Annotated in this window: 22 protein-coding genes, 1 other RNA gene and 1 pseudogene; 9 read left to right on the top strand and 15 right to left on the bottom strand. The window is 31.3% G+C overall.

The genetic code is table 11. The annotated features are described in order from the left end of the window. Positions 1-46: 46 nt before the first annotated feature. Positions 47-1,327, bottom strand: a complete 1,281-nt coding sequence (locus tag ACQ654_RS20330) for a sensor histidine kinase (protein ID WP_430412176.1) — start codon at positions 1,325-1,327, stop codon at positions 47-49. A 51-nt stretch (positions 1,328-1,378) separates the two neighbouring features. Continuing rightward, positions 1,379-2,662: a sensor histidine kinase gene (locus ACQ654_RS20325; protein WP_430412175.1), complete on the bottom strand. Its 1,284-nt coding sequence runs from the start codon at positions 2,660-2,662 to the stop codon at positions 1,379-1,381. A 127-nt stretch (positions 2,663-2,789) separates the two neighbouring features. Between ACQ654_RS20325 and ACQ654_RS20320 the strand changes: the two genes are divergently transcribed. The 7 genes from ACQ654_RS20320 to ACQ654_RS20290 all read left to right on the top strand — a co-directional run bounded on the left by ACQ654_RS20320 (position 2,790) and on the right by ACQ654_RS20290 (position 9,623). Beyond that, positions 2,790-3,416 (top strand): hypothetical protein, encoded by a 627-nt coding sequence (locus ACQ654_RS20320; RefSeq protein ID WP_430412174.1) that lies wholly within the window; start codon positions 2,790-2,792, stop codon positions 3,414-3,416. 5 nt (positions 3,417-3,421) lie between these two features. Next, positions 3,422-3,718, top strand: a complete 297-nt coding sequence (locus ACQ654_RS20315) for a winged helix-turn-helix domain-containing protein (RefSeq protein ID WP_430412173.1) — start codon at positions 3,422-3,424, stop codon at positions 3,716-3,718. Between the two features lie 179 nt (positions 3,719-3,897). After that, positions 3,898-5,340, top strand: a complete 1,443-nt coding sequence (creD, locus tag ACQ654_RS20310; RefSeq protein ID WP_430412172.1) for a cell envelope integrity protein CreD — start codon at positions 3,898-3,900, stop codon at positions 5,338-5,340. A gap of 142 nt (positions 5,341-5,482) precedes the next feature. Beyond that, a complete protein-coding gene (locus tag ACQ654_RS20305; protein ID WP_430412171.1) occupies positions 5,483-5,791 on the top strand; it encodes a hypothetical protein in 309 nt (102 codons plus the stop codon). 8 nt (positions 5,792-5,799) lie between these two features. Further along, the gene (gene xrtK, locus ACQ654_RS20300; protein WP_430412170.1) at positions 5,800-6,309 is read left to right on the top strand and encodes an exosortase K; all 510 of its coding nucleotides are present in this window, start codon (positions 5,800-5,802) and stop codon (positions 6,307-6,309) included. Continuing rightward, positions 6,287-8,956: an MSEP-CTERM sorting domain-containing protein gene (locus ACQ654_RS20295; RefSeq protein ID WP_430412169.1), complete on the top strand. Its 2,670-nt coding sequence runs from the start codon at positions 6,287-6,289 to the stop codon at positions 8,954-8,956. The genes xrtK and ACQ654_RS20295 overlap by 23 nt, the downstream gene beginning before the upstream one ends. A gap of 4 nt (positions 8,957-8,960) precedes the next feature. Beyond that, positions 8,961-9,623, top strand: a complete 663-nt coding sequence (locus tag ACQ654_RS20290; RefSeq protein ID WP_430412168.1) for a DUF1361 domain-containing protein — start codon at positions 8,961-8,963, stop codon at positions 9,621-9,623. A gap of 33 nt (positions 9,624-9,656) precedes the next feature. On the opposite strand, the gene ACQ654_RS20285 is transcribed toward ACQ654_RS20290, so the two are convergent. Next, the gene (locus ACQ654_RS20285) at positions 9,657-12,569 is read right to left on the bottom strand and encodes a Calx-beta domain-containing protein (RefSeq protein ID WP_430412167.1); all 2,913 of its coding nucleotides are present in this window, start codon (positions 12,567-12,569) and stop codon (positions 9,657-9,659) included. A 77-nt stretch (positions 12,570-12,646) separates the two neighbouring features. Then, complete coding sequence (locus ACQ654_RS20280; RefSeq protein ID WP_430412166.1) at positions 12,647-13,852, bottom strand: NAD(P)-dependent oxidoreductase; 1,206 nt, start codon at positions 13,850-13,852, stop codon at positions 12,647-12,649. A gap of 164 nt (positions 13,853-14,016) precedes the next feature. Between ACQ654_RS20280 and ssrA the strand changes: the two genes are divergently transcribed. Continuing rightward, positions 14,017-14,414: a transfer-messenger RNA gene (gene ssrA, locus ACQ654_RS20275) on the top strand. Between the two features lie 778 nt (positions 14,415-15,192). Here ssrA and ACQ654_RS20270 read toward each other — a convergent pair. Continuing rightward, a pseudogene (locus ACQ654_RS20270) lies at positions 15,193-15,981 on the bottom strand (recombinase family protein); the annotation flags it as partial. Position 15,982: 1 nt separating this feature from the next. Continuing rightward, a complete protein-coding gene (locus tag ACQ654_RS20265; RefSeq protein ID WP_430412165.1) occupies positions 15,983-16,165 on the bottom strand; it encodes a hypothetical protein in 183 nt (60 codons plus the stop codon). Positions 16,166-19,559: 3,394 nt separating this feature from the next. On the opposite strand from ACQ654_RS20265, the gene ACQ654_RS20260 reads away from it, so the two are divergent. Next, the gene (locus ACQ654_RS20260) at positions 19,560-20,060 is read left to right on the top strand and encodes a hypothetical protein (RefSeq protein WP_430412164.1); all 501 of its coding nucleotides are present in this window, start codon (positions 19,560-19,562) and stop codon (positions 20,058-20,060) included. A gap of 15 nt (positions 20,061-20,075) precedes the next feature. Here the strand turns inward: ACQ654_RS20260 and ACQ654_RS20255 are convergent, their stop codons facing one another. From ACQ654_RS20255 to ACQ654_RS20215, 9 genes are all read right to left on the bottom strand, one after another. Continuing rightward, positions 20,076-20,297, bottom strand: a complete 222-nt coding sequence (locus tag ACQ654_RS20255) for a hypothetical protein (protein ID WP_430412163.1) — start codon at positions 20,295-20,297, stop codon at positions 20,076-20,078. Position 20,298: 1 nt separating this feature from the next. Next, the gene (locus ACQ654_RS20250; protein WP_430412162.1) at positions 20,299-21,093 is read right to left on the bottom strand and encodes a hypothetical protein; all 795 of its coding nucleotides are present in this window, start codon (positions 21,091-21,093) and stop codon (positions 20,299-20,301) included. Beyond that, a complete protein-coding gene (locus tag ACQ654_RS20245; RefSeq protein ID WP_430412161.1) occupies positions 21,062-21,232 on the bottom strand; it encodes a hypothetical protein in 171 nt (56 codons plus the stop codon). Before ACQ654_RS20245 ends, ACQ654_RS20250 begins: the two co-directional genes overlap by 32 nt. A gap of 217 nt (positions 21,233-21,449) precedes the next feature. After that, positions 21,450-22,535: a grasp-with-spasm system SPASM domain peptide maturase gene (gene gwsS / locus ACQ654_RS20240; protein ID WP_430412160.1), complete on the bottom strand. Its 1,086-nt coding sequence runs from the start codon at positions 22,533-22,535 to the stop codon at positions 21,450-21,452. A 6-nt stretch (positions 22,536-22,541) separates the two neighbouring features. Beyond that, positions 22,542-22,700, bottom strand: a complete 159-nt coding sequence (locus ACQ654_RS20235) for a hypothetical protein (protein ID WP_430412159.1) — start codon at positions 22,698-22,700, stop codon at positions 22,542-22,544. Beyond that, on the bottom strand, positions 22,690-23,640 hold the full coding sequence (locus tag ACQ654_RS20230) for a hypothetical protein (RefSeq protein WP_430412158.1): 951 nt from the start codon (positions 23,638-23,640) through the stop codon (positions 22,690-22,692). Before ACQ654_RS20230 ends, ACQ654_RS20235 begins: the two co-directional genes overlap by 11 nt. A 17-nt stretch (positions 23,641-23,657) precedes the next feature. Beyond that, positions 23,658-24,221, bottom strand: coding sequence for a hypothetical protein (locus ACQ654_RS20225; protein WP_430412157.1), 564 nt, complete (start codon positions 24,219-24,221; stop codon positions 23,658-23,660). A gap of 96 nt (positions 24,222-24,317) precedes the next feature. Continuing rightward, entirely contained in the window at positions 24,318-24,554 is a 237-nt protein-coding gene (locus ACQ654_RS20220; protein WP_430412156.1) for a hypothetical protein, read from the bottom strand. A gap of 18 nt (positions 24,555-24,572) precedes the next feature. Next, positions 24,573-24,791: a hypothetical protein gene (locus ACQ654_RS20215; RefSeq protein ID WP_430412155.1), complete on the bottom strand. Its 219-nt coding sequence runs from the start codon at positions 24,789-24,791 to the stop codon at positions 24,573-24,575. Between the last annotated feature and the right edge of the window lie 325 nt (positions 24,792-25,116).

The following is a 25,116-nucleotide window of genomic DNA, read 5'->3' as shown; positions in this document are numbered from 1 at the left end:
AATAACTAATTTTATGACATATTGAAATATTACAAAGCTATATCTACTATTTTTTAGGAATTGTAAATACGAATGTTGTCCCACTACCTTTGGTGCTTTTCACGAATATTTCTCCATCAGTGCGTTCTAAGATTTTCTTTACTAAAGCCAAGCCAATTCCTATAGAATTTCCTTTGGTTTCAGCTTCAAGTTTTTGAAATAGTTGAAATATTTTTTCATGATATTGCACTTCAATTCCTGGTCCATTATCTCGTATCGAAAATTGATGATGCGTAGCAGTTTGGTTGTAATCAATATGAATTTCTACGTTTTTTTTATCAGTATGCTTTATAGCGTTTTGTATGAGATTTTGAAATAGTTGCAATAGTTGCGACTCGTTAAATTCTAGTTTCGGTAATGGTTTTTGAATGTATATTTGAACGTTTTTATGTGAGTTTACTGAAATGATACGTTCTACTAAATGCTGTACATCAACAGTTTTTGTAACTTGCTCCGTGTCCATTTGCAACGAATAATTCAGAATTCCTTCTACCAACAAATCCATTTGGATAATTTGCTCTTTTATCAATTCTAAACTTTTGGTAGTTTCTTCATCAAAATCGTTGTCTTTATCTTCCGTAAGCCAATCTGATAATGTGTACATGTTTCGCAACGGGCGTTTTAAATCGTGTGAAACTACATAGGCAAATTCTTCTAAGTCCTTGTTTTTTCGCAATAATTCTCTGGCTCTGTTTTCAATATCGAGCGTTCGCTGTTTTACTGTATCTTCTAAATTTGCATTGATAAATTCAAGCTTTTTTCGATATCTTAAAAAACCATTCATCACCAAAAAAGAAAATACAAAAATAGTTGCCAATGATAGTACTATAGCGCTTTCGGACATGCTATCAAGATTTGAATTGTATACATGATACAAAAGATGCAACAACTCAGAAGCACTGTATAGTAAGACTAAAATTCGATTGCTCAGCAGTAATACTGATCCAAAAATAAATACATACGTAACCAATAAAAAATCTAGTGAAAAGTTATTTAAACTTGTTGCGTAGGTTAAGTAATGTTGAAATGACATGGTGGATATAAACACAAACCAACCATAGTAATTAACTAATGATTTATGATTCAAATAGGGTAAAATTCCTACTAATAAAAAGAAACACGCAAAGATGATATTTCCGTAAAAAGGCATTATCAAATCTGGATTGTAATATTTCATTACTTCCAAATAGATAAATGTACTTGGCGCACCAAGAATAAGCGTTATGCTACTATTCTTGATTTCAAAAGGCTCCAATTTTCCTATTTTTTTAAGGAATTGTCTCATCATATTAAATAAAGTAATGCGCTATTCGAGTTTGAATGAATTTACGTATGAATGTTATTGTTGAATGGTAAAAAAGAAAGTAGTTCCTTTTTTTAATTCACTTTCAACAAATATTTCTCCGCCATTGCGTTCTATTATTTTTTTCACCAAAGCCAAACCAATTCCGACTGAATCTACTTCGGTTTCCATTTGAAGTTTTTGAAATAATTCAAAAATTTTGTCAAAGTATTTTTCTTCAATTCCGGGTCCATTATCACGAATTGAAAATTGATATTTTTCATTTACCACAGTGTAATCAATGTGAATTTCAACGTTGTTTTTGTCGTTATGCTTAATGGCATTTTGAATTAAATTTTGAAATACTTGCAATAGTTGCGATTCATTAAACGATACTTTTGGCAACTTTTTTTCAAGTATAATGCGAACATGTTCACCAGAATTCACTGTAATAATTCGTTCTACAAGTGCCTGTGCATCAACCGTTTTTTTAACTTGATCGGTGTCCATTTGAAGCGAATAGTTCAAAATTCCTTCCACTAACAAATCCATTTGTGTCACTTGTTCTTTAATCAAGCGTAAACTTTTATTTGCGGTATCATTAAACTCCTGCGCAGTATCTTCCGTAAGCCAATCGGTTAATGTATAGATATTGCGTAACGGACGTTTTAAATCGTGTGAAACTACATACGCAAATTCTTCTAAATCTTTGTTTTTTCGCAATAACTCTTTGGCTCTATTTTCAAGATCTGCAGTACGTTGTTTGATACGATCTTCTAGTTGTGAATTGACAGATTCAAGGTTTTTTCTATATCGAATTAAACCATTCATCACCAAAAATGAAAATATAAATATCGTACTCATAGACACCAAAATGGCACTTTCGGAAATGTTGTCTAATTCAGAATAATGAACACGATACGCAAGATGTATCAATTGTGAAGCACTAAATAATATGACCAACAATCGGTTACTTAATAACAATACTGATCCGAATATGAATACGTAGGTAACCAATAAATAGTCGAGCGAAAAGTTATTTAATGCGGTTGTATACGTAAGGTAAAATTGAAATATGATTAATGTCCAAAACACAATCCAACCATAAACTTCATTTAAAAATTTACTTTTAACATACGGCACCAATCCAACAAGCATAAACAATAGTGTAAACACTTCTTGTCCATAATACGGAATGATTAAACCAGGGTTGTAATACAGCATTATCATCACATATACATACGTACTTGGTGATGCTAAACAGAATGTAAAACTGCTGTTTTTTATTTCGAAAGGTTCTAATCTTCCAATATCAAAGAGATATTTGAAAATTTTATTCAAGCAATACTTTTTTAATTAAGTTTTAAAGTTATGGAAATGATTGTAATAACCAAGTTTTATTAAAAATGATTTTTGTTTGCACATCTAAGTTTTTTTATTTTACTTTGCATTTCAAAGTACTTTAAATATGACTTCATCAGACTACTTAAACGATATTAAAGAGATTAAAAATCTCATGAACAAGTCTTCTCGTTTTATTTCACTTAGTGGACTTTCGGGTATTATGGCAGGTGTGTATGCTTTAATTGGTGCCTGGTTTGCACGTCAAGAAATTATAAAAGTATATGATTCAGTACAGGGAACACGTTATATAAGTTCTAATCAAATTACAATTAAATTATTAGCAATTGCTGCTATTGTTATTATTTTGGCTATTGTTACTGGAATTATTTTGACACAGCGAAAAGCCCGAAAGAATGGTGAAAAAATCTTTGACAAATCTGCCATCAAATTAGTAATCAACTTTTTAATTCCTTTAGCCACTGGTGGAATTTTCGCATTGATCATTTTACAAAAAGGATTGGTCGGACTCATTGCGCCAATAACACTTATATTTTACGGCTTGGCTTGTGTAAATGCAAGTAAATTTACACTTGGCCATGTAAAGTATTTAGGGTTTGCAAATATCATATTAGGCTTAGTTTCCACCCAGTATTTAGGATATGGATTGTATTTTTGGGCAATTGGTTTTGGAGTGTTTCACATCATTTATGGAGGATTGATGTATGTACTTGTTGAAAGAACCGCTAAATAGAAAACGTGAGCATAATTACAAACATAAACAAAGCTTTTGATCACCGAATCCGTTTGGGCATTATGTCCATTTTGATGGTGAACGAATTTGCCGATTTTAAGATGCTGAAAGAGTTACTATCTATTACAGATGGAAACTTGGCAAGTCATGCAAAAGCGCTGGAAAAGGTTGCCTACATTAAAGTTGAAAAACAATTTATTGGACGAAAACCTAACACACGTTACAGCGCAACTCCGTTAGGTCGCATGGAATTTAAAAAACATATTGAAGCGCTAGAAAATTTAATTAAAAAAAGCGAATAATTATTTATACATAACACATACTAACTCAATACAAACGCTTACTAAATGAACACACTATATCACACAGAAAACACGGTACTTTGTACAAACAAGAAAGTTAGGTTTCACTCCTAGCAAACACAATTCACTATTTTTTTACACTTATACTTTGAATTTCAAAGTACTTTAAAAACTAAAACATGGAACACCAAACAATAAACAAAAACGACAACAACAAATTTAGTACCTGGCTCAAAAATTCAATTACGGCACGCATGGCAATGATGGGTTTATTAATTTTATTATTAATGATTCCGCTTACGTTGATTCAAAAACTGATTAAAGAACGTGAATACAGACAACAAGGTGTTATAGAAGATATTAATGACGGATGGGGAAATTCAATTTTAGTATATGGTCCAATTTTAAAAGTTCCGTATAAAACCTATGAAGAAACCGTAAAGTACGATGCGGAAACAAATAATACTTTTAAGGAGAAACGTACGATTGTGAAGTATGCGTTTTTCTTTCCAAAGAGTTTAAATTTTGATACGAATGTAAAAGCGTCTCCCAAGAAACGAAACAACTTTGAATCGGCTGTTTTTACAACAACTATTGCAACTTCTGGAAGTTTTGATATTCCTGATTTTTCTTCAAAATCGATCGCGCCAGAAAATATTGTTTGGGAAAAAGCAACATTGTTGATCAAAACGACCAACTTAAAAGGTTTAAAAAGTGAAGTTGCACTCAATATAAACGGAAATACGTACGGATTTGAAACTAATTTTAGCGTAACCAATTCGTATAAAAACAGTTTAGATGAATTGGAAAGTTCGTTTATAGCATTGAAAGATGTACCGACAACTAGTGAACAAGCTTTTAATTTTTCATTGCAATACAATGGTAGCGAAAGCATTAAGTTTATTCCAATTGGGAAAGTTACGGATGTAAAAATGGTTTCTGATTGGAACGATCCAAGTCATATAGGAAACTTTATTACACAAAATGAAAATGCTACTGAAGATGGCGGATTTGAAGCAAATTGGCGAATTTTAAATACAAATCGTCCGTTTTCGCAACAATCATTTAACACCTTACCAAATTTGAATGAGTTTGCTTTTGGAACGAAATTTATTATTCCACTAGACGAATATCAAAAGAGTGAACGCGCAGCAAAATATGGCTTTTTAGTCATTGGATTAACCTTTTTAGTCTTCTTCCTCATTCAAACATTAAGCAACATAAATATTCATCCTTTTCAATATTTAATGATCGGAATTGCGTTGGTGATGTTTTACACCTTATTGATTTCAATTTCGGAACATAGTAGTTTCTTAAAAGCCTATTTTATTGCAGGAGTCGCCGTTATTGTAATGATTACTCTCTATTCAAAATCTATTTTAAGATACTGGAAATTTCCACTCTTTATTGGTGTTTCGTTGACAGCTTTATACGGATTCATTTTTGTAATTATTCAACTAGAAAGCTATGCTTTATTGGTAGGAAGTGTTGGTTTATTCGTGATTCTAGGATTGGTGATGTTTGTTTCAAGAAAGATAGATTGGGGCTTCGACGCAGATCAGCCTAAAGGCTTTAACGAAAATCAGTCACAATTAGATACAGATACGCCCGTAAACTCATAAACTATTCAACTTATAAACAAATTTAGTTAGTCAGTTAGTTTGGTGAATGCGATTCCTAGCTTCTCAGTTGGTTGAGAATTGGGAAGTTTGGGTTTCGCTTTCTTAAAAGTTCATTTTTACATTCAATTTTAATTTCAAAAACATGAATATTCAATTTTTATATAAATTATTACAAACGGCAAAAATCACAGCAATTTTAAGCTTTTTAGGAGGTACATTTTTACTACTTCTGTATTTCTATTTTTCAGGATCAAAAACAATTTTGAGTTTAGGTATTTATTATGCCTTGTTCGCACTAATGCTAAATAGTATTTTATTTTTCACACTTTTCATCACGTTCGTGCATAGTGAAATTAAACGTGAAAAAATTCTAAAATCATTGTTGATGATGATTGTCAACATTCCGATTGGCTGTTGTTATATATTGGCAGTTTCATCATATCCGATATAAATTTACTCATGAATACATCTATTATAAAATTCGGCTTCATACTACTACTAACACTTTCATTAAAAGCAATTTACAGTGCAATTACGTTGGAACACTTGCGTTATTTTATGTATCCAATGATTCCTGTTATTGAATTGTTTTCACAAACAGCTTTCAACTGGATTCCTGAAGTTGGTTATAGTTCTTCGCTGAATATTTGTATAGAAAAATCGTGCGCTGGCGGAAACTTCTTTATCATTTGCTTTGCTTTTTTGAGTTTCAAATTGTGGAAGTTTCGAACTTTTTTACAGTTTTCATTTCGAATTGTATTCTTGGGAATTTGCAGTTACCTCATCATGATTTTAGCAAATACAGCACGCATTGTAAGCGCTATAAAACTTGTCCAATGGGAACAAACTGCAAGCTTTATTGACCCAAAAACTGCGCATTTAGCACTTGGCAGTATTCTGTATGTACTTATACTTCTTTTTATCAATCATCTTATTACTTTAAAATATGCCAAAGTTCAAATTTCATAAATCGTTAGGATATTTAGTTACCGTAATTTTATCACAAATTGTCTTAGGTTTTTTGTTGTATAGCGCTTTCGATTCGCCAACAGGAAATTCCTTTGAATGGTCTGCAACTGCAACGTATTGGCTTGTGTTACTATTTGTTATTGTTGGACTTGTGTATGCAGTTCTTACCAAAAATATAAAGCATTGGATATTGCCATCTACCATTATTGTTGGCTATTTACTTTTGATTATTTTCTTGTTGAATTCTAATCTGTTTTCAAACATTCCGCGTGTAAAATCGACTAGCGTTAATTATGAATTGATTCCGCTATACTTTACAATTCCCGGGATTTTTCATGCCATGTTAGATGTTATTTTAACATATTTCAAACCAGATGGAAAGCTTTCATCAAACCTTCGTAATTTTTTGTTTGCTATTTCAGTTCCGATTGGCAGCTATCTTTTTATTGTAATAATTATTCCACTTTTTAGAGGTGATCATTATATCAATTTTAGACTGAATTCTTTTTTAGTGCAAATTTCAATTTGTATTTCCATTGCGTCATTTCTATTTTTCTTTTTACGTATTATTTTAGGAAATATTGTCGGTAGAAATTTAAAAGGAAATCATACATTCATGATATTGTTATTTGGGCTTTTATGTCCAATAATTGGATTGCTTTTAAATATAGAATTTACACTTTTTGGCGATTTCAATTTTATCCTAATTTACGTTGCTGTAATAGGAAATGCCATTGGTTTATTTTTGCTATTAGATGACTCAAATCGCACAAAATTCATTGGTTTTCTCCTTGCTTGTTTTGGTTTGCCATATGTGCTGTATTTCTTTATAATTTTCTTACCCTATATTCCACTTTCGTTTATTGCACTGATTGTACTTGGCGCTGGAATTTTAATGTTGACACCAACCGTTTTATTACTTGTACAATTTCAAGTAATGTCTAAAAATTACAAGCAAATTGTGAAAGCTTACGGAAAAGAAAAGGTGTTTTCGTTAGGTGTTTTGTGTTTCCTGATTTTGCCTATTTCGTTTGTGCTTTTTTGTCATAACCATAAAGTATTATTAGATACTGTTATTGCAGAAACGAATCAATTTGACAGCAGCAGTCATGAATATAAAGATTTTGATGTAGCAAAGTTGGATTATATTTTTCAGCAAATGCAAAAAAATCGTAGCCGTCTTTCGTTTGATACGCCTGAAAAACGATTGCCCTTATTATCTATTTATTACGATTGGTATGTGTTTGATAATTTGCAGTTATCACGCCAAAAAAGTAGTGAAATTGGTCGGTTATTTTTAGGAAACAAAACAGGTCGGTTTTCTAGTTATCGTCCGCCAGAAACCTTAACAGCTTCTGTAAAATATACGTATACAACTGAATATATTGCTGAAGGAGATTTTTATAAAACACAAGTCGATTTTGCAATTACGAATTTGGATAACGCTGGCATGCGCGAATTTCGTTCAGAATTTACTTTGCCTGAAGATGTGTTTATTAGCGATTATTATTTAGATATTGGCAAGGAAAGAGTATATGGAATTTTAGCCGAAAAGCAAGCCGCCAACTGGATTTACAAGCAAATTACAAATCAGCGTCGCGATCCTGGAATTTTACAATATATATATGATGATGTCCTTTCTTTAAAGATATATCCTTTTTTGAAGCATGAAAAACGCACTACAGGTTTTACGCTACATCACAGAAATCCTGTTCATTTTTCTATAAACGAAACGCCAATTGATATTGATGTAAAACCGTTGTCACAACATGTTACCGAAATTGCTCAAAATGCTTTTTATATTCCAGCTACAGTGAAAGCTTCTTTGCCAAAAGTGGAAGCGCCAATTCGGTATTATTTTTTGGTTGATAATACGATTAATGGTGAAAAGCAACGTGCACAGTTTGAAGAAGATTATAAAAATTTAGACAATACGATTAAGGAAAATGCACAAGTATTGTATGTTGATGCAGATGTGAATTGGGAAACACAAACAACACCAAAGAAAGCCGGATTTAATTTATTGAAAGCTGTTTCACAAATTCAATATGATCATCAAAATAAAAAGAGCATTCCGTTTGTGGTTGTATATGCTGCAGATAAAAATCGTTTTTACGGAAAGTACACATCTTGGGAATTAAAAAACATGTTTCCGCATGACAATTATGTTGAATATTCTACATGGAATCAACAAGTATTTCCAGCATTGGAATTTGTAGAGTTTTCTCGAAATGGAAAGTCGTGTTATGTTCCAAATGACAACTCGTCTTCGTTAGTTTCTCTTGACAAAACAGAAGATTTTATGATTCAACCAACATCAAATTCATATTTGAATGCGTTGCAATTACGTTTGTTTCATACGATAAATGATTTGAATCCGAAACGAAAACGAACGCGTTGGTTAGATGGCTTACGTCAGAGTTTTTCTCAAAATATTTTAACACATAGTACCACTTATATTTCACTTGAAAATAAAACACAAGAAGCCCGTTTATTAGAAAAGCAAGAAGATATTATGAATGCTTCGTATATAGAAAAAGCAGGTACAGAAAGACAGCGCATGAGCGAACCGTATTTTTGGATATTACTACTACTGTTTTTTATCTACATCGGAAGACAACAATTTTTACAATATCAAACAAAATAATACTATGAATGTACAGAGTTATAAATTGAATCAGTTTTTAATGTTGAACGGCTTATTTTGCATTTTAATGTTGCTATTTCGGGTATACGTAACCGGAAGTTTATTTTATGGTTTTTTAATTTGGAATTTATTCTTAGCGGCAATTCCATATTTTATTTCTTCAGCATTGGCTAAAACCATTTGGTTAAAAAAGCAAACACTTGTATTGCTTGTTATTTTGGGAATTTGGCTGTTATTTTTACCAAATGCGCCATACCTCATCACCGATTTGATGCATTTACGACATGCAAAATCGTCATTGTCATGGTTAGATCCTTTTATGTTGTTTGCTTTTGCTTGGAATGGCTTGATTTTAGGATTGTTATCGATGCATCAAGTATTTCAAATTTTAGCACAAAAATGGAATCGTACTGTCGCCAAACGTTTGTTATTTGTTGTTGTATTTTTATGTGGTTTCGGAATTTACTTGGGTAGATTTCAACGTTGGAATTCGTGGGAATTGTTTAGTGATCCTATTATTTTATTGAAAGATTGTTTTGATAGTATTTCCAATCCAATATACAGAACTCGTACGTTAGGAATCACGTTTGGTTTTGGTATTTTCTTGTGGATTTTATTTTTGACAACAATGTCATTTTTCAGCATAAAAAAAGCATCTCGTAGTTGAGATGCTTTTTTAAAGATTCAAATTGATATTTAACTAACAACTTGGATCAACTATTAAATCTACACTTCCTGTCGCAAAACATTCAGTGTTGATGACTTCTACTCTGTAAAATATAGTTTGTGGATCTACAACATTTGTATAGTTACTTGGAAGCGCATTCACTTCGTTATTTGCATCTTGTAGTGATTGATAGTAAGTTACTGTAAAATCTCCTTGGTTTTGTACAATTTGTGCGTCTAACTGCGATAAATCAAATTCTCCAATTCCATCTCCATTTCCATCACAAACTGTTAAACTAAGTCCAGAAACAGTTGATGGCGTCGGATATACTTCACATGATAATGTTGATATTTGAATATCGCCTGTTGGCGAAATAATTCGAACAAATAGTGTAAAATTAAATATGTCTACTGAAGTATATGGTGATGCTAAAGCATTCATTCCTGCAGTTGCATCTGCTTGTGTTTCATGGTAGCTTATAGTTGTTGTGCCTGCTACTCCACCTTGACTAAAATACGAATCCATTGCATTAAGATCGAATACACCTACTCCATTTTCGTCTGCACATATTGCCAAATCTCCAGTTGTTGGGTAAGTTCCGTCATTATCTACAATTGTGACCAATCCTTCCGCAACTGTATTCGAAGAATTTCCTGATGTTACGGTAACTAATACTAGGAAATATTCTGTTGATTCTACTATGGCATCATCAACTATTGGAATTGATACTGAAGCAGTTGTACTTCCTGCAGAAATTGTAACTACCTGGTTAACTGGCGTATAATCATCAGGACTTGTTGCCGATTCATCAAGTATCTCTAAATCCATAACAATATCTGAATTACTGGCTACTTCTAAATTTATAGATACTTCCGCTGTTCCAGCATCTTCATTTACAGTGATACTGCTTACACTCACAGCTGTATCAGGTTGTACATTTGGATCATTCGGATCATTTGGATCACTTGTTCCGTTTGGCACTTGATTAGTACTTGGGTTATCAACTCCTGTTGTTTCTTCACAATCTGTTAAGCCATCTCCATCACTATCTTCATAATTCCAATATAAGTATGTTTCACCAATAGCAGTTTGTCCAGTAGCATTGTTTGTTGCTACTACATATATAATTTGTATGTCACCTACTAAATCTACAATTGAAACTCCAAAAGGAGAACTTAGCGGACTTGTTTGAGCTGTAGCGTCTGCATTTGTTAGATAGAATTCGTATGTGTGTAAATCGTTTCCAAATTCGGTAGCTGCTGCTGTTAAATCAAATTCAACTGGATCACAGCCTATGCCTAATACTTCTGCAACAAATACTTGTACATCTATCGGATCTAAATAGTCAGGAATTTGATCTCCATCACTATCATCATTTGTCGGATCGTTATCACCATCATAGTCTTCATCAGCTGTGTTGATTCCGTCACCGTCATCATCTGCGTCTAAATAATTTGGTGTTCCATCTTGATCAGTATCATCATTTGTAAGGTCATTATCACCGTTTATATCTTCAAACGTATCAAAAATACCATCACCGTCAGTATCTACAAATCCTGTGCAAGAACTTAATATCCCTAAGTCTGTTGTGTTATTTGTATCTAACGTTCCTGTAGTAATATCAGTAATTTGATTATTTGCAACGTCAACTCCCTTGATTGAATAGTCCAATGCACCACAATATGTTACAGTATATTCAAATGTACCATCAGTTACAGGAATTATTGCTGTTGTTCCTCCTATGGAAAGTTGCATGTAACCATCTGTTACATTATCTCCATCACAGGTAACAAAGGTTCCTGTTAAAGTTGTTGTATTTTGATCTGTTGCGGTTACCGTTATTGTTGTAGTTGTATCATTTGTAAAAGGTCCAATAGTTGTTGTAAATGGTTCTCCTGTACAAGAAACTCCCGGAACTATTACAGTAAGTTCTTCTCCCGAAGGAACCAATCCGCATTCCAATCCGTTAGCATTTGTATATCCGTATGTTCCAGTTGAGTTTAGTAATGAAGAATATAAATCTAGAGGTGCATACGACATAGGATTTCCGTTTTCATCTAGTAATTCAATACATAGATATACAGATGGATATGGATAATCGTAATTCCAGAATGAAAAGTGGCTTACATCACCTACATATTTGTTTCCTTGTAGTGTAGCTTCTCCTTCTTCAACCCAATATCCTGCTACTTCATCAAAGTGCCATAATGGAATTGTTGCTGGCGGATTGGTTGCATTTGCCGCTAATGGCATAGATATTTGTGATATGCTTCCTTCGGCTAGTTGTAATTCTTCTCCTGAACCACTTTTAAGTTCAACAGCTAACATTCCGTACGTTTCTAAAGCAACTGCACCTCCATTAGCATCTTGTGCAAACAACATTCCTGGCATCATTGCTTCCATGTTTTCATCATCTGGACTTAGATGTTTTAAGATTACTTTTACTTCTCCGTTATACGCTGAGCCATCAGCTTTTGTATAGCTTCCGTCAAAGGTAACTTCTGTTCCGTTAGATAGGTTTACTGTAGCTTCTTCACCAGTGTTTATAGTAGCTATTACGTCTTCTTTTAATAACATAATTTCTACACGATTTACTTCAGATGCTGAAGGTGCTAAGGCTCTAGAACCTAAAATGTATCCATTTTTTTCTGCTGTGATGTAGGCAAATTTTTCATATGCCGAAGCACCATCTACAGAGAATATTCCGAAAAGATCGGTAGTAGTGGTAGTGTTTCCAACACGAACAGTTGCTCCTTGTATTGGCTCATTTTGTTCGTTTACAACACGACCTAAAAAGCGTGCGGTAATTGTTGTTCCGAAGTTTTCTTCGAAGTTGATATTTACTTGTGGTTCTTCATTTGCTGGTACTGTAGAATTGTCGTCATTCTCACAGGAGAAAAAACTAAATAGAAGTACACAACATAGTATTGAAACTAATTTTTTCATAAGTTATCGGTTTGATTGTCTTTGTAATTAGAACAACCAAGCTATTAAAATTCCGACAAAATATTTCTGTTTAGCTTTTATTCTCCATCGACATAGTCTTGTAAATACGCGTAACGTTCGGTAAGTTTTCCGTCAGCAGTTGTCATTCTAGCTCTAGCTAATACTCCATTTTTATCGCCATTGTAAAAAGCAGGAATTACATGTTGTAAAAACATTTCTCCAAATCCTTCACTAGCATCTTTTGGAAGTTCGCACGGAAGATTGTCAACCGCCATTACCGTAATAGCACCTTTGGCATCAAAATTAACTTCTTTTTCAGTTTTTGGATCATATCCATAGAAAGGATCTGCAATTGTTGAGGGACGAATAGTACTCGCAACTGGCCCGTCAATATCACATGAAATATCTGCTATTAAATTTATTTTGAATTCTGGATGTTTGGCATCTTCACGCGTAAATAAATACGGTGCGCCATCTCCATAAAAATGTCCTGCAATAAAGAAGTCTGTTGTTTTTGCATAGGGCATAAAATTACTTTCGTAACCACTTGGATCTTTGTAAAATTCAAATTTATCTCCAGCTTTTCCATCGGTACGTTTATTATATTCCATCACATCAATCATACAATAAACAGGTTCTGTAAAGTTAGAAGTTAGGTATACCGTATCTGTTACTTCTTTGATTCCTAAGTGATCTAAAATTTCTTTTGCTCCGTAAGCAACTTTTCCTGTTCCTGAGAGTACTATTTTTATGTTTGGGAGTTGAATTTTGTCCAATTCTTTTTTAACTGCATCTAAATCGGCAAGTGTTTCTACTTTTGGCAATGTAAATAATCCGTCTCGCAATCCTAAAGCACGAAATCCATTGTATGCGCCTACTAAGCCTGCGTAACGTCCGAAACCAATTAGGCGTCCGCCATTATCTTTGGTAATTACTTCATGATCGTACATTTCAATATTTTTGGACAACATTGCTTGTAACAATTCTCTATTGTAAGGTTGTTTTTTGATTGTATGTGAGAAGAAAAAGTATTTTTTATTTGGAATTAGATGCTCAATTGGCACTTCTTTTACACCTATCATAACATCACAATCTGAAACATCGTCTGTCACTTCAAATCCTTTTTCAGCGTACGTGTTGTCTGAAAACACACGAATATCAGAAGCTTCTACTTTAAAAATTGCTGCTGGAAATTGTGTATTGGCTTCTGCTAATTTTTCTGGAGAGAATACTACGCGTCTGTCTGGCGGGTTTTTACGTTCTTTTATGATGGCGAATTTCATAGGCATATTTTAGATTGTCAGGAATAATATGAACTGACGTGGTTAAGTTTGGTATATTTTTTGCCATTAAATTAATAGTATTTGGCAAAAGATGCAAAATTATTAAAAATTGTGTTATTTTTGCTATCCTTTTTCAATTAAAGGAAAAAGTTCTTAAACATATTGGGGTCGACTGGTTTTGACAGCGAGTCGAATTGGAGTGTAAGCACGTCGAGCGCTGAGAAATAGCTCGTAAATCTCATATTTCACACTTTTTAAATGGCGAAAATAACTACGCTTTAGCTGCATAATCTGAATTATAGTAAGATTGGCCTCAGTTTCCGTTAGACGGAAAAGCTGAATGTCTCGTGATAGCCCTTGTTGCCGGCGATCATAATTGGGACACCATAAAAGACAACATCGAAACTGCGTAACTTCGCCGTAGTTTTTACAACTAAGAAGATAAGCTATTAGTGGGCGGTTTTTGGTCAGCTAGTAGTCGAAAAACAAACAAGAACTAAGCGTGTAGAAAGCATTTTAATTGCTTGTTTGGACGAGAGTTCGATTCTCTCCGACTCCACTTGAAGAGAATTATCATAGAAATTATGGTAATTCTCTTTTTTGTTTCTACTCAAATCACTTGATATACTTACGATTGCATCGAAAATTGAATTGATTCGAAAAGTTCGAAATCGATGGTTTTTGAAATCATACCCAATTCCTTCAGGAAACAACATATATTGAATTGCTCGTTTTACTTCTACATTCCCTGAACTCCATAACGACGCTAGATTGAGCGCAAACTCTACTCCTTTATCAATGGCTTTTTTAAGGTTCGAACTATTAAATTTACTTTTTAAAGAAAGCTTCTCCAGTTCTCTTTTTTCTACAAGTAATTTTTCATTAAACTTATCATATTGAGTTTTGTTTATTTCTTCAAATACAAAACGTTCCTCTATACGATCTATTTTTCGTTGCAAAGCACTTAATTGATTTTTTGCATTTTTAGTATCTTCTATTTTTTCTGCATTAAGCTCTATAAACTTGTTTTCTATGATTTCTTTTAGTGGTTCAACATATTTACTATCTGATAATTGAAAGTTCTTTAAAAGCTCTAAAAATACCTGATGCATCTTTTTTGCACTTCTATTTTCTTTGCTTCCTTTTCTTCTGTTTTTATAATAATACAAACCTTTTGATCTTACAATGTATCCTGTATATGGAGTATCGCATTCTAAAGAACGTACAAACGTTTTTAAGGGTAGATTTTCATCCTCAGAATTATATTTCCTTATATCTTTTCTAGATTGTAAGAGGTTATTGATTTTCAAGAATATTTCCCTAGAAACAAGTGGTTCTTGTTTTCCTTCTATAATCTCATCGGGAAGTAATGGACTAACAATAATTCCACAATAGAATGGATTACGAAGATATTTACTCAAATACTTTTCTGTTATTTTCAGCCCTTTTTTTCTAAGTGTTTCGGCTATTTCAACATTCGCCATATTTTTTTCTGCTTTCAACAGAAATGCTTTGCGTAAAAGTTTTCCTTGATCATTTATAACATATTCAGGAGTTTTTCCGTTTCCTGGATTTAGATTTGTATAACCAAATGGTAACGGTCCGATATAATATCCTTTTCTAATTTTCTCTCGCATTCCAGAGACACATTTATCTCTTCTCAATTCATTATCAAACTGAGAAAACATGTAATATAAATTCTGCTGAAACGATCCAGCACTTGTTGTCGTGTCAACTTCTTGTGTTGCAGAAATTGTTACAATTCCTCGTTTTTTAAGTTGATCACTAATATATGCTCCATTAGCTCCTGTACGAGAAAATCGGTCATAAGAGTAGACAATAATATAACCAACATCTTTTCTACGATTAACATAGCTGAGCATTTTTTTAAATTCTTTACGCTCATCGCTTTTAGCAGATTCATACGTTCCTCCAAAACATTCCAATACTTCAACACCTTTCTTTTCTGCTAATAGCTTACAATACTTTAGTTGTGTTTCCAAACTAGCATTATTTTCAGCTTGCTCTTTTGTAGAAACTCTTGTGTATATAACTGCCTTTCCATTCAATCGTAAAAGATTCGTATTTTTTACTTTCTGAAAACTCTTGAAAATGGATAAATCATTCATACTATTTTGAATTTTGAACATGCTTGCAAACTATTGTTGCTAGATGTTCTAGTTTTTTGATAACTTCTTTAGCTTCTTGATTACTGAATTTTTCAAACCCTTTGAAATTCCGTAAACGTTCAGCAGTCATTTTTTGATTTCTATCAAGTACTTTTTTTACAGTACTTACTTTTAACTTTGACATATAGACACGATTGCCGTGATTCCTTTAAAGGCTATCACGTAGATGATATAATACAAGGGCTTGTAATATTTACTGTCCTTATTCTCTTTTTCGTGCCACGACAAGATGACTACTATTAAGTAGTACTATTTTGAGAGTCTTGCGCTCTTGTTCTTTTAATAGCTCTCCTTTAAAGCTATTTTATTACAGTTAGAAATCATGGTTCAATAGTACAAAGAATCGAAATGAATTCAAAGGCTTCAACTGTAAATTAATAGTTAAAATCCTACAATCATTTGCTAAGGAATGTTTGTTTCTATTTTTAAGGGTTACACTGATGTTTTACTTCTTACTGATCTTTCTTATAAAAGTTTCGTCAAAACACTTATAAAAAAGCATGTGTACTATCCTGTAATTGTGAGTTGTGATTTTATTTACATAGAATTTGATTTTTTTGATAATTCAAAGGTTTAAAAAAGTATCGAGGTATCATTTGTTCACTTTTGTAACTTGAACCTAAAGCCTGTAAGAGTATATGTGCGAGTGTTTAAAAATATCGTGAAAACACCAATGTTGCCTTAAAAATGCCTTATTAATTACTCTTTATTTACTCTTATTTTACATTTTAATTACCTTTTTTTTACTAATTAATTACACGCAGCTATTTTGTTAATTAACTACCATCTGATTTTCAATTAGATACCAATCATTTTTTTGAATCAGTATGAATTTTATTTTTTTTCTTCTTTTTTAAGGTTCAACATTCGTTTTCAATACGTCCACTTATCATTTTATCATTGTTAAGACTCTACGATGACTTCTAAAATGTAGACTTATGTTTTTATGAGTACAAAGATTTAAAACATAACTGAAATATCATTTGTACGTGTTTTGTATCATACAAATACTCTGCAAAATCAGGCTATTACTAATAAAACGGTTCAATTATAGGTAGAATCGCTTCTGTTTTTTTTATTTTTAAAGGTTTGACATTCGTTTTATAAGTCCTGTTTTGTTTTTTAATGAATACTAATCAAAGCGTTTCAAATTTGCAGAAATCGCATTTCAGATTTATTAATACAAAGATTTAAAACTAAACTGGAATATCATTTGTAAAATTTTGTGTACTACACAATTGCTTTTAAAAGCCTGTAAAATCTATGGAGTCAGCTTGAAAATGAAGCAATCTTTTGATCTTTTTTTAGCTCTAAAGATTGGAATCGAAGTATTCTCTGTTTTAAAAATTTTGCTTTCTAAAAAAATAGCTAGAAAAAAATAATGACAATAGTGATCAAACTTTAGCGGGTTTTAGTATTGGCTTGTTGTATATATTACAAGTAATTAAAAAAGAATCTATTTTAAAAGAACAGGCACTAATGGGTTTGTAAAACGCTAACAATCAGTAATATAATTTTTTAAGTGTTTTTTTAAGGTACTTCTGAATCACTTTCAAGGCATTTCTAGGATAGTTTCAAGGCACTTCTGAGTCACTTTCATGGTATTTCTAGGATAGTTTCAAGGTACTTCTGAATCACTTTCAAGGTATTTCTAGGATAGTTTCAAGGTACTTCTGAGTCACTTTCATGGTATTTCTAGGATAGTTTCAAGGTACTTCTGAGTCACTTTTAAGATAATTCTAGGGTAGTTGCAAGGTACTTCTGAGTCACTTTTAAGATAATTCTAGGGTAGTTGCAAGGTACTTCTAATTCACTTTTAATGTAGTTCTAAGGTAGTTTTAAGGTTGTTTTCTTATCAAGTATTATTTATAAGTACTAATCTAAAGGTTTTGATAAGCTGAAATAAAATCAAATTGATTACTCCATGAAAATATGATAAATCTACAATTGAAAATCTGCTCATCATTTAGAGATTACTAGGATAATCGAACTAATTGTTTAGCGATAAGTTGAAATAAAAAGGAAAAACGAATTGATTGCTTCATGAGAATATAAGAAATCTACAATTGGAAATCTGCTCATCACTTAGAGATTACTAGGATAATCGAACTAATTGTTTAGCGATAAGTTGAAATAAAAAGGAAAAACGAATTGATTGCTCCATGAGAATATGGTAAATCTACAATTGGAAATCTGCTCATCACTTAGAGATTACTAGGATAATCGAACTTATCATTTAACAATTAGCGGAAAGAAAAAATGAATTAAATTTATTTTTCAAGGAAAAAAGATAATAAATTCACTGTAAACTTAATTTTTCGTGATAAAAATAAAAGTGGTTTTATTTTTGAAATATTATAATTCTGAATATCAGCAATTTAATTGGTTTTAAAAGCAATTTAAAACTTCGTGACGATAAAAGTAAAATCGAATTGACTTTTTCGCCAAAAAGTAAAACCACTTTGACTTCTAAAATATTACAACTCTGATTATCAGTTATTTAATTGATTTCAAAAGCAATTTAAAACTTCGTGACAACAAATGAATTTAATTTTTCGTTCCACGAAAAAAAATATTGTTATGATTTACTGATTTTTCTTTGGGTTTTGATCGCAAAAAAACGAGTCCCAATTTTCGATTTATTTAAAGTAATATTTTAAAGATTAGCTTGCTCATTTTTTAGATAGGCTTGGCATAATATAATAGAGAAAGCTCCAACCAATACAATTGAAGCTTTCGGGTTGCGAATAATTCTAGTTTTACGATAATTTAGGGTTTCTAGGTAATTATTCTGTTTATTTTAAATAGAAATAATATATAGTGATAAAAAAGAGAATCTCAACAATCATAGCTGATATAAAACCAACTATAAACCATTTTAAGCGTTCTAAATTTTGTTTACTCATCATTATTTATCATACTTTTGTTTAAGTAGCAAGACGATAACTTTCATGCATAGAATATGTCAATCGCCTTGCCCTAAACAGCGAAGTTCAATGAAAAACTTCACAAATAACACGTCTTGAATTGAAGTACTTAAAAAAGGGAAAGTGCTTCTAGTAGTAACTTAATTGAAAAAATGATACTTTCTTGACGTGTTATTCTTATGATTTGTTAGTGTTTGACTAACAAAACTTAACCAAAAAATTACCATGAAAAAGTCATTTTTTTTCTTTGTTGAAATTAAATTCATCATCTATCAATACGCTTAGTTTTTTAAAAGCCTTGAAAAATTTGTATGTGAAAATCAAAACTATTACTGTTAAAATAATATTGATTAATACAGTTATAAGTATTAAAAGTTCATTCATTATGTTGCTTTAAAATTCAAATAAAATTAATGGCTATATGTATCAATTTGTATTGAATTCTGATAAATAATCTCAGTTACCAAACCAATGAATAACAGGGTTTACGTAGCTTTTAATATATTTGGTTTAAAGGCTTAGCTAATATAGCAAAAGTTTACTAAAATAACTAAATAGTTAATTATAAATATATAATAAGTTCTATAAAATATGATTGATCGTATCCTTCAAATAATAAATGAACAAAAGATTACGTCTTACAAAATTGAAAAAGGGACTAATAATCATATTTCGAGTGTAGCCGCAAGAAAAATATTGATTGGAGAAACTACCAAGCCAAGACGAGCTACACTGGATATTCTAGTTGATTTTCTTTGTGCTGATTATAATGTTTCAAGAGAATGGTTGCATGATGGAACAGGCGATATTTATTTAAAAGAAGAAGCTGATTATTATATTGAAAAACAAGGTGTGAGATTTGAATTGAATGAGTTGATTACTCATTTTGTTGAAAACCAAGAAGTATATTTAGAAAAGTCGGATACGATTCGTTTGATGATTATTGATAGTATCGTAAGAAATAAAGATTTTTATTTGAGTAATTCCGAGTATTTCAGATTATTTGTGGAAGACCTTGCCGAGAAGAAAATCGAGAAACGTTTACAGGAATTAAAAGAATTGGGAATAATTGTAAAGGCGAATAAAAAGTAGTTAATATGAACTGAACTATGTTTGTATTTCAAAATTTCCTAACTGTATAATTAATCCTTTTGGTAACTCATTGAAGTCATCATTGTTAGAACTCTTCCTTTTATTGATTTCGTTAGATAATTTTCTTTTTTGCTTTTCTACTTTAGCAGAAATATCTTGATGCACTTTTTTAACGTCTTTATCAATCAATTCGTCATTAAGAAGTTTATCTAAATTTTTATGTATTTCATTACTCATATCAATCTATTTCTTTTGCCACTTTATTGATAACTTCATTATTAGAATCTGTAAATTCAATCATTTTATCTTCTTTCACGTAGCCTTTTTTGGGAATTGTGAATAATAATTGTCTAAATAATAATCGGATTATTTTTTTATATTTCTCTTTTTCAAGAAAATCTACATTAAAGAGATATCGTGTAAGCTTGTTTAATCCAAAAGTTGCGAAGATACTTGCAAAAATCAAGCCTACGATGTAGTATACTCTATGAATTTCTAAGGAATTTGAAAACGCCCAAATTAGATATACTGAAGCAACAAATAAATACATTAAACCTAAATGAATAAAGGCTTTTGAAATCTTTTTCCAATCAATACTATTTCTGAGAATATAGAGTAGAATAAACAGTATTCCTGTGATTAATATTAATATTGGATTTCCAATAGCATCTGCAAAAGAATTATAATTAGGAAAATTTCTAATTTTTTGCGCATTTTTTAAATTTAGGAGTTCCGAGTACAAAATTTCTGATTTCTTCTCCGCTATCTGATGTTCCGAAAATAACTCAGCCACTTTTTTATTAAGAGAATCGGGCAAAACATTCATTGTATAGATATCATTCAACATATCCATTCCCATAACTCTTTTGGCATCTCGGTCTTTACGTGCAGATCGTTGTTCTTTTCGTACTTCGATTACAGCCTCACTATTTACATCAAAAAATAGTTGTGACATTGCCGCAACAACACCGATAGCTACGGCAATGATTAAGAAATATTTTCTAATTGTAATCTTCGTCTGGATCGTGTCCACCACTATTTCCGACTGTTCCGTTGTTGTTTTTATCCGTTGATTCGATTTCTTCATACTCTTGGTCTGCTAAACTCTGTGGTTCACAACTCATTAAATTAAACCCTACCAAGAATAAAACTACTAATACTACTTTTTTCATGTTTATTTGATTTAAAGATTCATACTTATAAATCAAATGTATTTAAAAAAGGTACTGTCAGAAAGTTCATTCCTGCTACGGCAGTAAATGTTTTACAATATAATAAAAAGTTAGTGCTATATAATTAACTTAAAAAGCAATTTGATTAATTTATGGTTTTACCTTTCAATTTTTACGGTTTGAAGATTCTTATTGAAAATAGTATTGTGCGAAAATACTAACTCATATTTAGATGATAATATTTGATCGCTTTTTGCTTCAATGGATTCGTAGACCATTCCGTCCATTCATTCGTATATGGATTGTATCCACATTTCAAAGGTTTTGAATAGTTGTCTTCGGGATTTTCTGTGAATGCACGACAATCTGTACATATATGTCTGAACTCGCAGTCTTTGCAAGTATCAATTTGATCTTTGGTAACATTCCAATATTTTTTGAATTCCTTTTTATTCAATGCTTCTGAAAGTGTTGTTTCTTGAATATTGCCAAAATGGTCGGACATTGAAGGGCAGTTTTTTATATTGCCGCTTACATCAACTGATATTTTTCTGTTTAAGCAAGAATTGTGCTGTAAGCTTTCAGTATATGCTTTACTATTAGGAGAGAAATATTCGGTTGAAATCACACCACAATGTGAAGCTGATGTGATATTTTTTGTGACATACTTTATATATTTTATATAATTTCCTTGTAGCGGCTTAATAAAATTTTCTTTTGCATGATTGTAAATTAAGAAAGAGCAAATTCTTGGTTGTCTTTGGAATAATTCTGTTAGTTGCTCAACTCTAAATTCTTCCGTAAAAGAAACTACAAAATTTATGGAAGATACTATAGATTCGGTTTCGTTTAAAAATTCTAATAGCTCAGTAACTTTATTGAGTTTTATTGTATCAAAAAAACGAATTTCTACATGTTTACAATTCAAATCATCTAATTGAGAAAGTACTTTTATAAAGTCGTAATCTGAATCTGAATTAATGTCAATAATTGCGTTGGTTATTATATAAGATTCAAACCACGCAGTATTTAGTTTGGGATAAAATTCTGGTGTGTCTGTAAAAAAAGCATATTCATGTTCCAATAAGAAATTAAGATATTCTTCCACAACCTCATGATCTGATTCGTTGTATTGCGTCTTTATTTCTTCAATTGTTTTTCCTTCATGCTGTTCTATGAGATTTTGTAAATCACTAGGAATAAGTTTCACCTCATTACGTTGTAAATCATAAATAGTACTTCTGTTAGCACCTTTTACCACAACACAATTACTATGCATTTTTAAAACAGGAAGTGTGTTCATAAAAGTTTATAATTTGGAAATTGGTCTATAAAATATATCATTTGTGTTTTGTGTACTTTGATATTTTTTAATTGAAATCAGCACTGTACTTTTTTTGTTTACTTTTTCACTTATAGAAGCATTTTGAATCGTAAGTGGAAGTACTTTTTTAGTATCATTTTTCATCAGCTAATTCTTTAGCAATATATTTTTCGATGTAGTAGTTGCAATTTTTAGAAAGCCAATCAATCTGCCCTTGTGGATTCACTTCTAAAAAGACAAATTCATTCCTATGATTTAAAATTAGATCGATAGAGCCTGTATCTAAGTTTGATAAATTCATAAAATAAAGCAACTGTTTTTCTATTTTTTTAGGTAATTGAAAAGGTGAAACTCTATTTGGTTTTTCGTTATCATAATTTCTATAATCTACGCTAGTTTTGGCATTTTTTTGAGAAAAGATAGCCATTGGGAATAACTTCTTTTTAAAGATAAATACTCTAATTTCAACTTTTTTATCTATTCGTTCTTGAGCAAAACACGGTGCAAAATAATCTCCCAAATTATCTAACATAACTTTTGTTACTTCAAAAGTTCCAATAGAACTGTAGTGTGAATTTCCATCGCTTACATTTACAGAATAGCGTAAATCTTTAGAAATAATTGGCTTGTACTTTTGATAAAACTCTATAAGTTGCTTTTTACTGTTAGTGATAAACGTTTTCGGAATTTTTAATCCAACCTTTTTTGCATGTAAAAGATGCGTGATTTTATAATTTTCAACTTCTTGAAGATATGAGCCTGTATATGAATTGTGACTTTTTAAATGGAGTTCTAGCGATTTAACAAAACTGTCTTCTTCTTTCTTTAAATATTGATAAAATGGAGTTTCTAACAATTCTTTTTTTGGTAATGTATTTATTTTTCCACGTCTGTTCCAGATCTTTTCGTCGGCAGAAATATCATCTTGATCTAATTGTAGTGAATTAGTTTCGTTGCTGAGTTCAAAAGATACTTTCGTAAGCATGTTACTATTTATTCTTTGAACATCAGTTTTATTTGCTAAACACCAATCCATCACTTTATTTGTGGTAGTGTCCTTATTTTCCGTAATGATGATTGCCATATAAGTAAAATAAAGAATTAATAATTTACCGAACCATCTTCATTTACGGAAGGCATCATACCGTTTCTTCCATCTAAATGCCAAAAAATATACGCTCTTTCATATTCTGAAATTCGTTTGGCTTCATATTCTTGATTTATTAATGTACGGATCTCGTCAAAGTATTTTCTTGCTGAGTGTACAAAAATAAAATAAGCACTTGCATGATAAGTCCCTAAACGTTCTTTACCAGGAAAGCCATATTGTTTAGTTAACGCTAGCAGTTTCTGTGTATTTACTTCATCAATCGAATGCATGACCTCTCTTAAACTATCACCTTTACGCCTGTATTCTGCATATTCTTTACCTAGAATTTCTTTTTTGTCTTTAAAAGATAAAAAAGAACCATATGATTTTCGATCTACACCATAATACACGTCCAAATCTATTAGTTTGTGACGTATTCCTTGATCAATTTCATGCATTTCGTCAGTCTCTTTTATCAGAAATTCAATTTCAGATACACTTAAATCGTACTTATTTTTGCATGAAAATGTAAGAATGACAATCAGAAATAATATAGTAAGTTGCTTGATATTCATTTAATAATTGATTTGATATTAATTTTTAAATACTACTATAAATTCAAATCATTTTGCACTAAATTTTAGTGCAAAATGATTTTTTGTCAAGAGGCTTTATACATCGGGACAAGACTCAAAACATTCAACATCTTTACATATTGTACCATTTTCCCCTGGATTTCTATGTTTATCCCCATTTTTATCGTCAAATGTGTCATAAACATGTGTGATACATGTAACAGTTTCATTTTCTGTCCAATAGGAATGCTCAATGCCTCCTCCAAGTACTTTGGCTAAATTTCCTTGGTTCATCTCTTTGTTTTCTTTTAAAAAATTATTGATACTTTTCATAAATATTTCTTTTGATAATTAACATTCTATTTCTTCACAATCTTTACCTGGTTCTGTACCTTGATTCCAAACGCCATCACCATTACAGTCTTGAAATTCATCGGTATAATGATGCATACAGCCGTCAGTACCTTTGTAATCACGACTTGAATATTTTGTATCTCCACCTAGAATTTTAGATAGCGTATTATTATCTAGTTGATGATTTTCCTTTTCAAATTCACGTATTCTTTTCATAATTTAAAAAATTATTTTTGTTGTACCTACTCTATTAATAGCTTTTCGGTTTCCGCTTCATTGATTGCAATCAATAATTATATCACTTTAATTACTGACTAGTATTTGTAATTATCGAGATACAATATGTTATTTCTCTAATTTTCAATTTGATATAGATTGATACCACATTATAAGCATTCATATTAATTAGTTTAAATATTGAAAATTCACTAAATGTTGGAAATACTACTCAACTACACCATTTACATATTTTCTGACACGAATATAAAATAAGTTTATTAAAAACAATTAATATGTTTTATAAAAAGGTAAGATTTACAAT

Source organism: Kordia sp. (assembly GCF_965283645.1).
In the GTDB taxonomy this organism is placed as follows: domain Bacteria; phylum Bacteroidota; class Bacteroidia; order Flavobacteriales; family Flavobacteriaceae; genus Kordia.
The sequence above is the reverse complement of the archived record's forward strand: the minus strand, read 5'-3'. Positions and strand labels throughout refer to the sequence as shown.

Bases quoted from the DNA above. Each gene is read 5' to 3' on its own strand.
- xrtK (WP_430412170.1), top strand. From the start codon at position 5,800: ATGAATACATCTATTATAAAATTCGGCTTCATACTACTACTAACACTT.
- ACQ654_RS20280 (WP_430412166.1), bottom strand. From the start codon at position 13,852: ATGAAATTCGCCATCATAAAAGAACGTAAAAACCCGCCAGACAGACGC.
- ACQ654_RS20215 (WP_430412155.1), bottom strand. From the start codon at position 24,791: ATGAAAAGAATACGTGAATTTGAAAAGGAAAATCATCAACTAGATAAT.
- ACQ654_RS20305 (WP_430412171.1), top strand. From the start codon at position 5,483: ATGAATATTCAATTTTTATATAAATTATTACAAACGGCAAAAATCACA.
- ACQ654_RS20235 (WP_430412159.1), bottom strand. From the start codon at position 22,700: ATGAAAAATGATACTAAAAAAGTACTTCCACTTACGATTCAAAATGCT.
- ACQ654_RS20255 (WP_430412163.1), bottom strand. From the start codon at position 20,297: ATGAGTAATGAAATACATAAAAATTTAGATAAACTTCTTAATGACGAA.
- ACQ654_RS20220 (WP_430412156.1), bottom strand. From the start codon at position 24,554: ATGAAAAGTATCAATAATTTTTTAAAAGAAAACAAAGAGATGAACCAA.
- ACQ654_RS20320 (WP_430412174.1), top strand. From the start codon at position 2,790: ATGACTTCATCAGACTACTTAAACGATATTAAAGAGATTAAAAATCTC.
- creD (WP_430412172.1), top strand. From the start codon at position 3,898: ATGGAACACCAAACAATAAACAAAAACGACAACAACAAATTTAGTACC.
- ACQ654_RS20295 (WP_430412169.1), top strand. From the start codon at position 6,287: ATGCCAAAGTTCAAATTTCATAAATCGTTAGGATATTTAGTTACCGTA.
- ACQ654_RS20245 (WP_430412161.1), bottom strand. From the start codon at position 21,232: ATGAAAAAAGTAGTATTAGTAGTTTTATTCTTGGTAGGGTTTAATTTA.
- ACQ654_RS20290 (WP_430412168.1), top strand. From the start codon at position 8,961: ATGAATGTACAGAGTTATAAATTGAATCAGTTTTTAATGTTGAACGGC.
- ACQ654_RS20285 (WP_430412167.1), bottom strand. From the start codon at position 12,569: ATGAAAAAATTAGTTTCAATACTATGTTGTGTACTTCTATTTAGTTTT.
- ACQ654_RS20330 (WP_430412176.1), bottom strand. From the start codon at position 1,327: ATGATGAGACAATTCCTTAAAAAAATAGGAAAATTGGAGCCTTTTGAA.
- gwsS (WP_430412160.1), bottom strand. From the start codon at position 22,535: ATGAACACACTTCCTGTTTTAAAAATGCATAGTAATTGTGTTGTGGTA.
- ACQ654_RS20225 (WP_430412157.1), bottom strand. From the start codon at position 24,221: ATGAATATCAAGCAACTTACTATATTATTTCTGATTGTCATTCTTACA.
- ACQ654_RS20265 (WP_430412165.1), bottom strand. From the start codon at position 16,165: ATGTCAAAGTTAAAAGTAAGTACTGTAAAAAAAGTACTTGATAGAAAT.
- ACQ654_RS20230 (WP_430412158.1), bottom strand. From the start codon at position 23,640: ATGGCAATCATCATTACGGAAAATAAGGACACTACCACAAATAAAGTG.
- ACQ654_RS20260 (WP_430412164.1), top strand. From the start codon at position 19,560: ATGATTGATCGTATCCTTCAAATAATAAATGAACAAAAGATTACGTCT.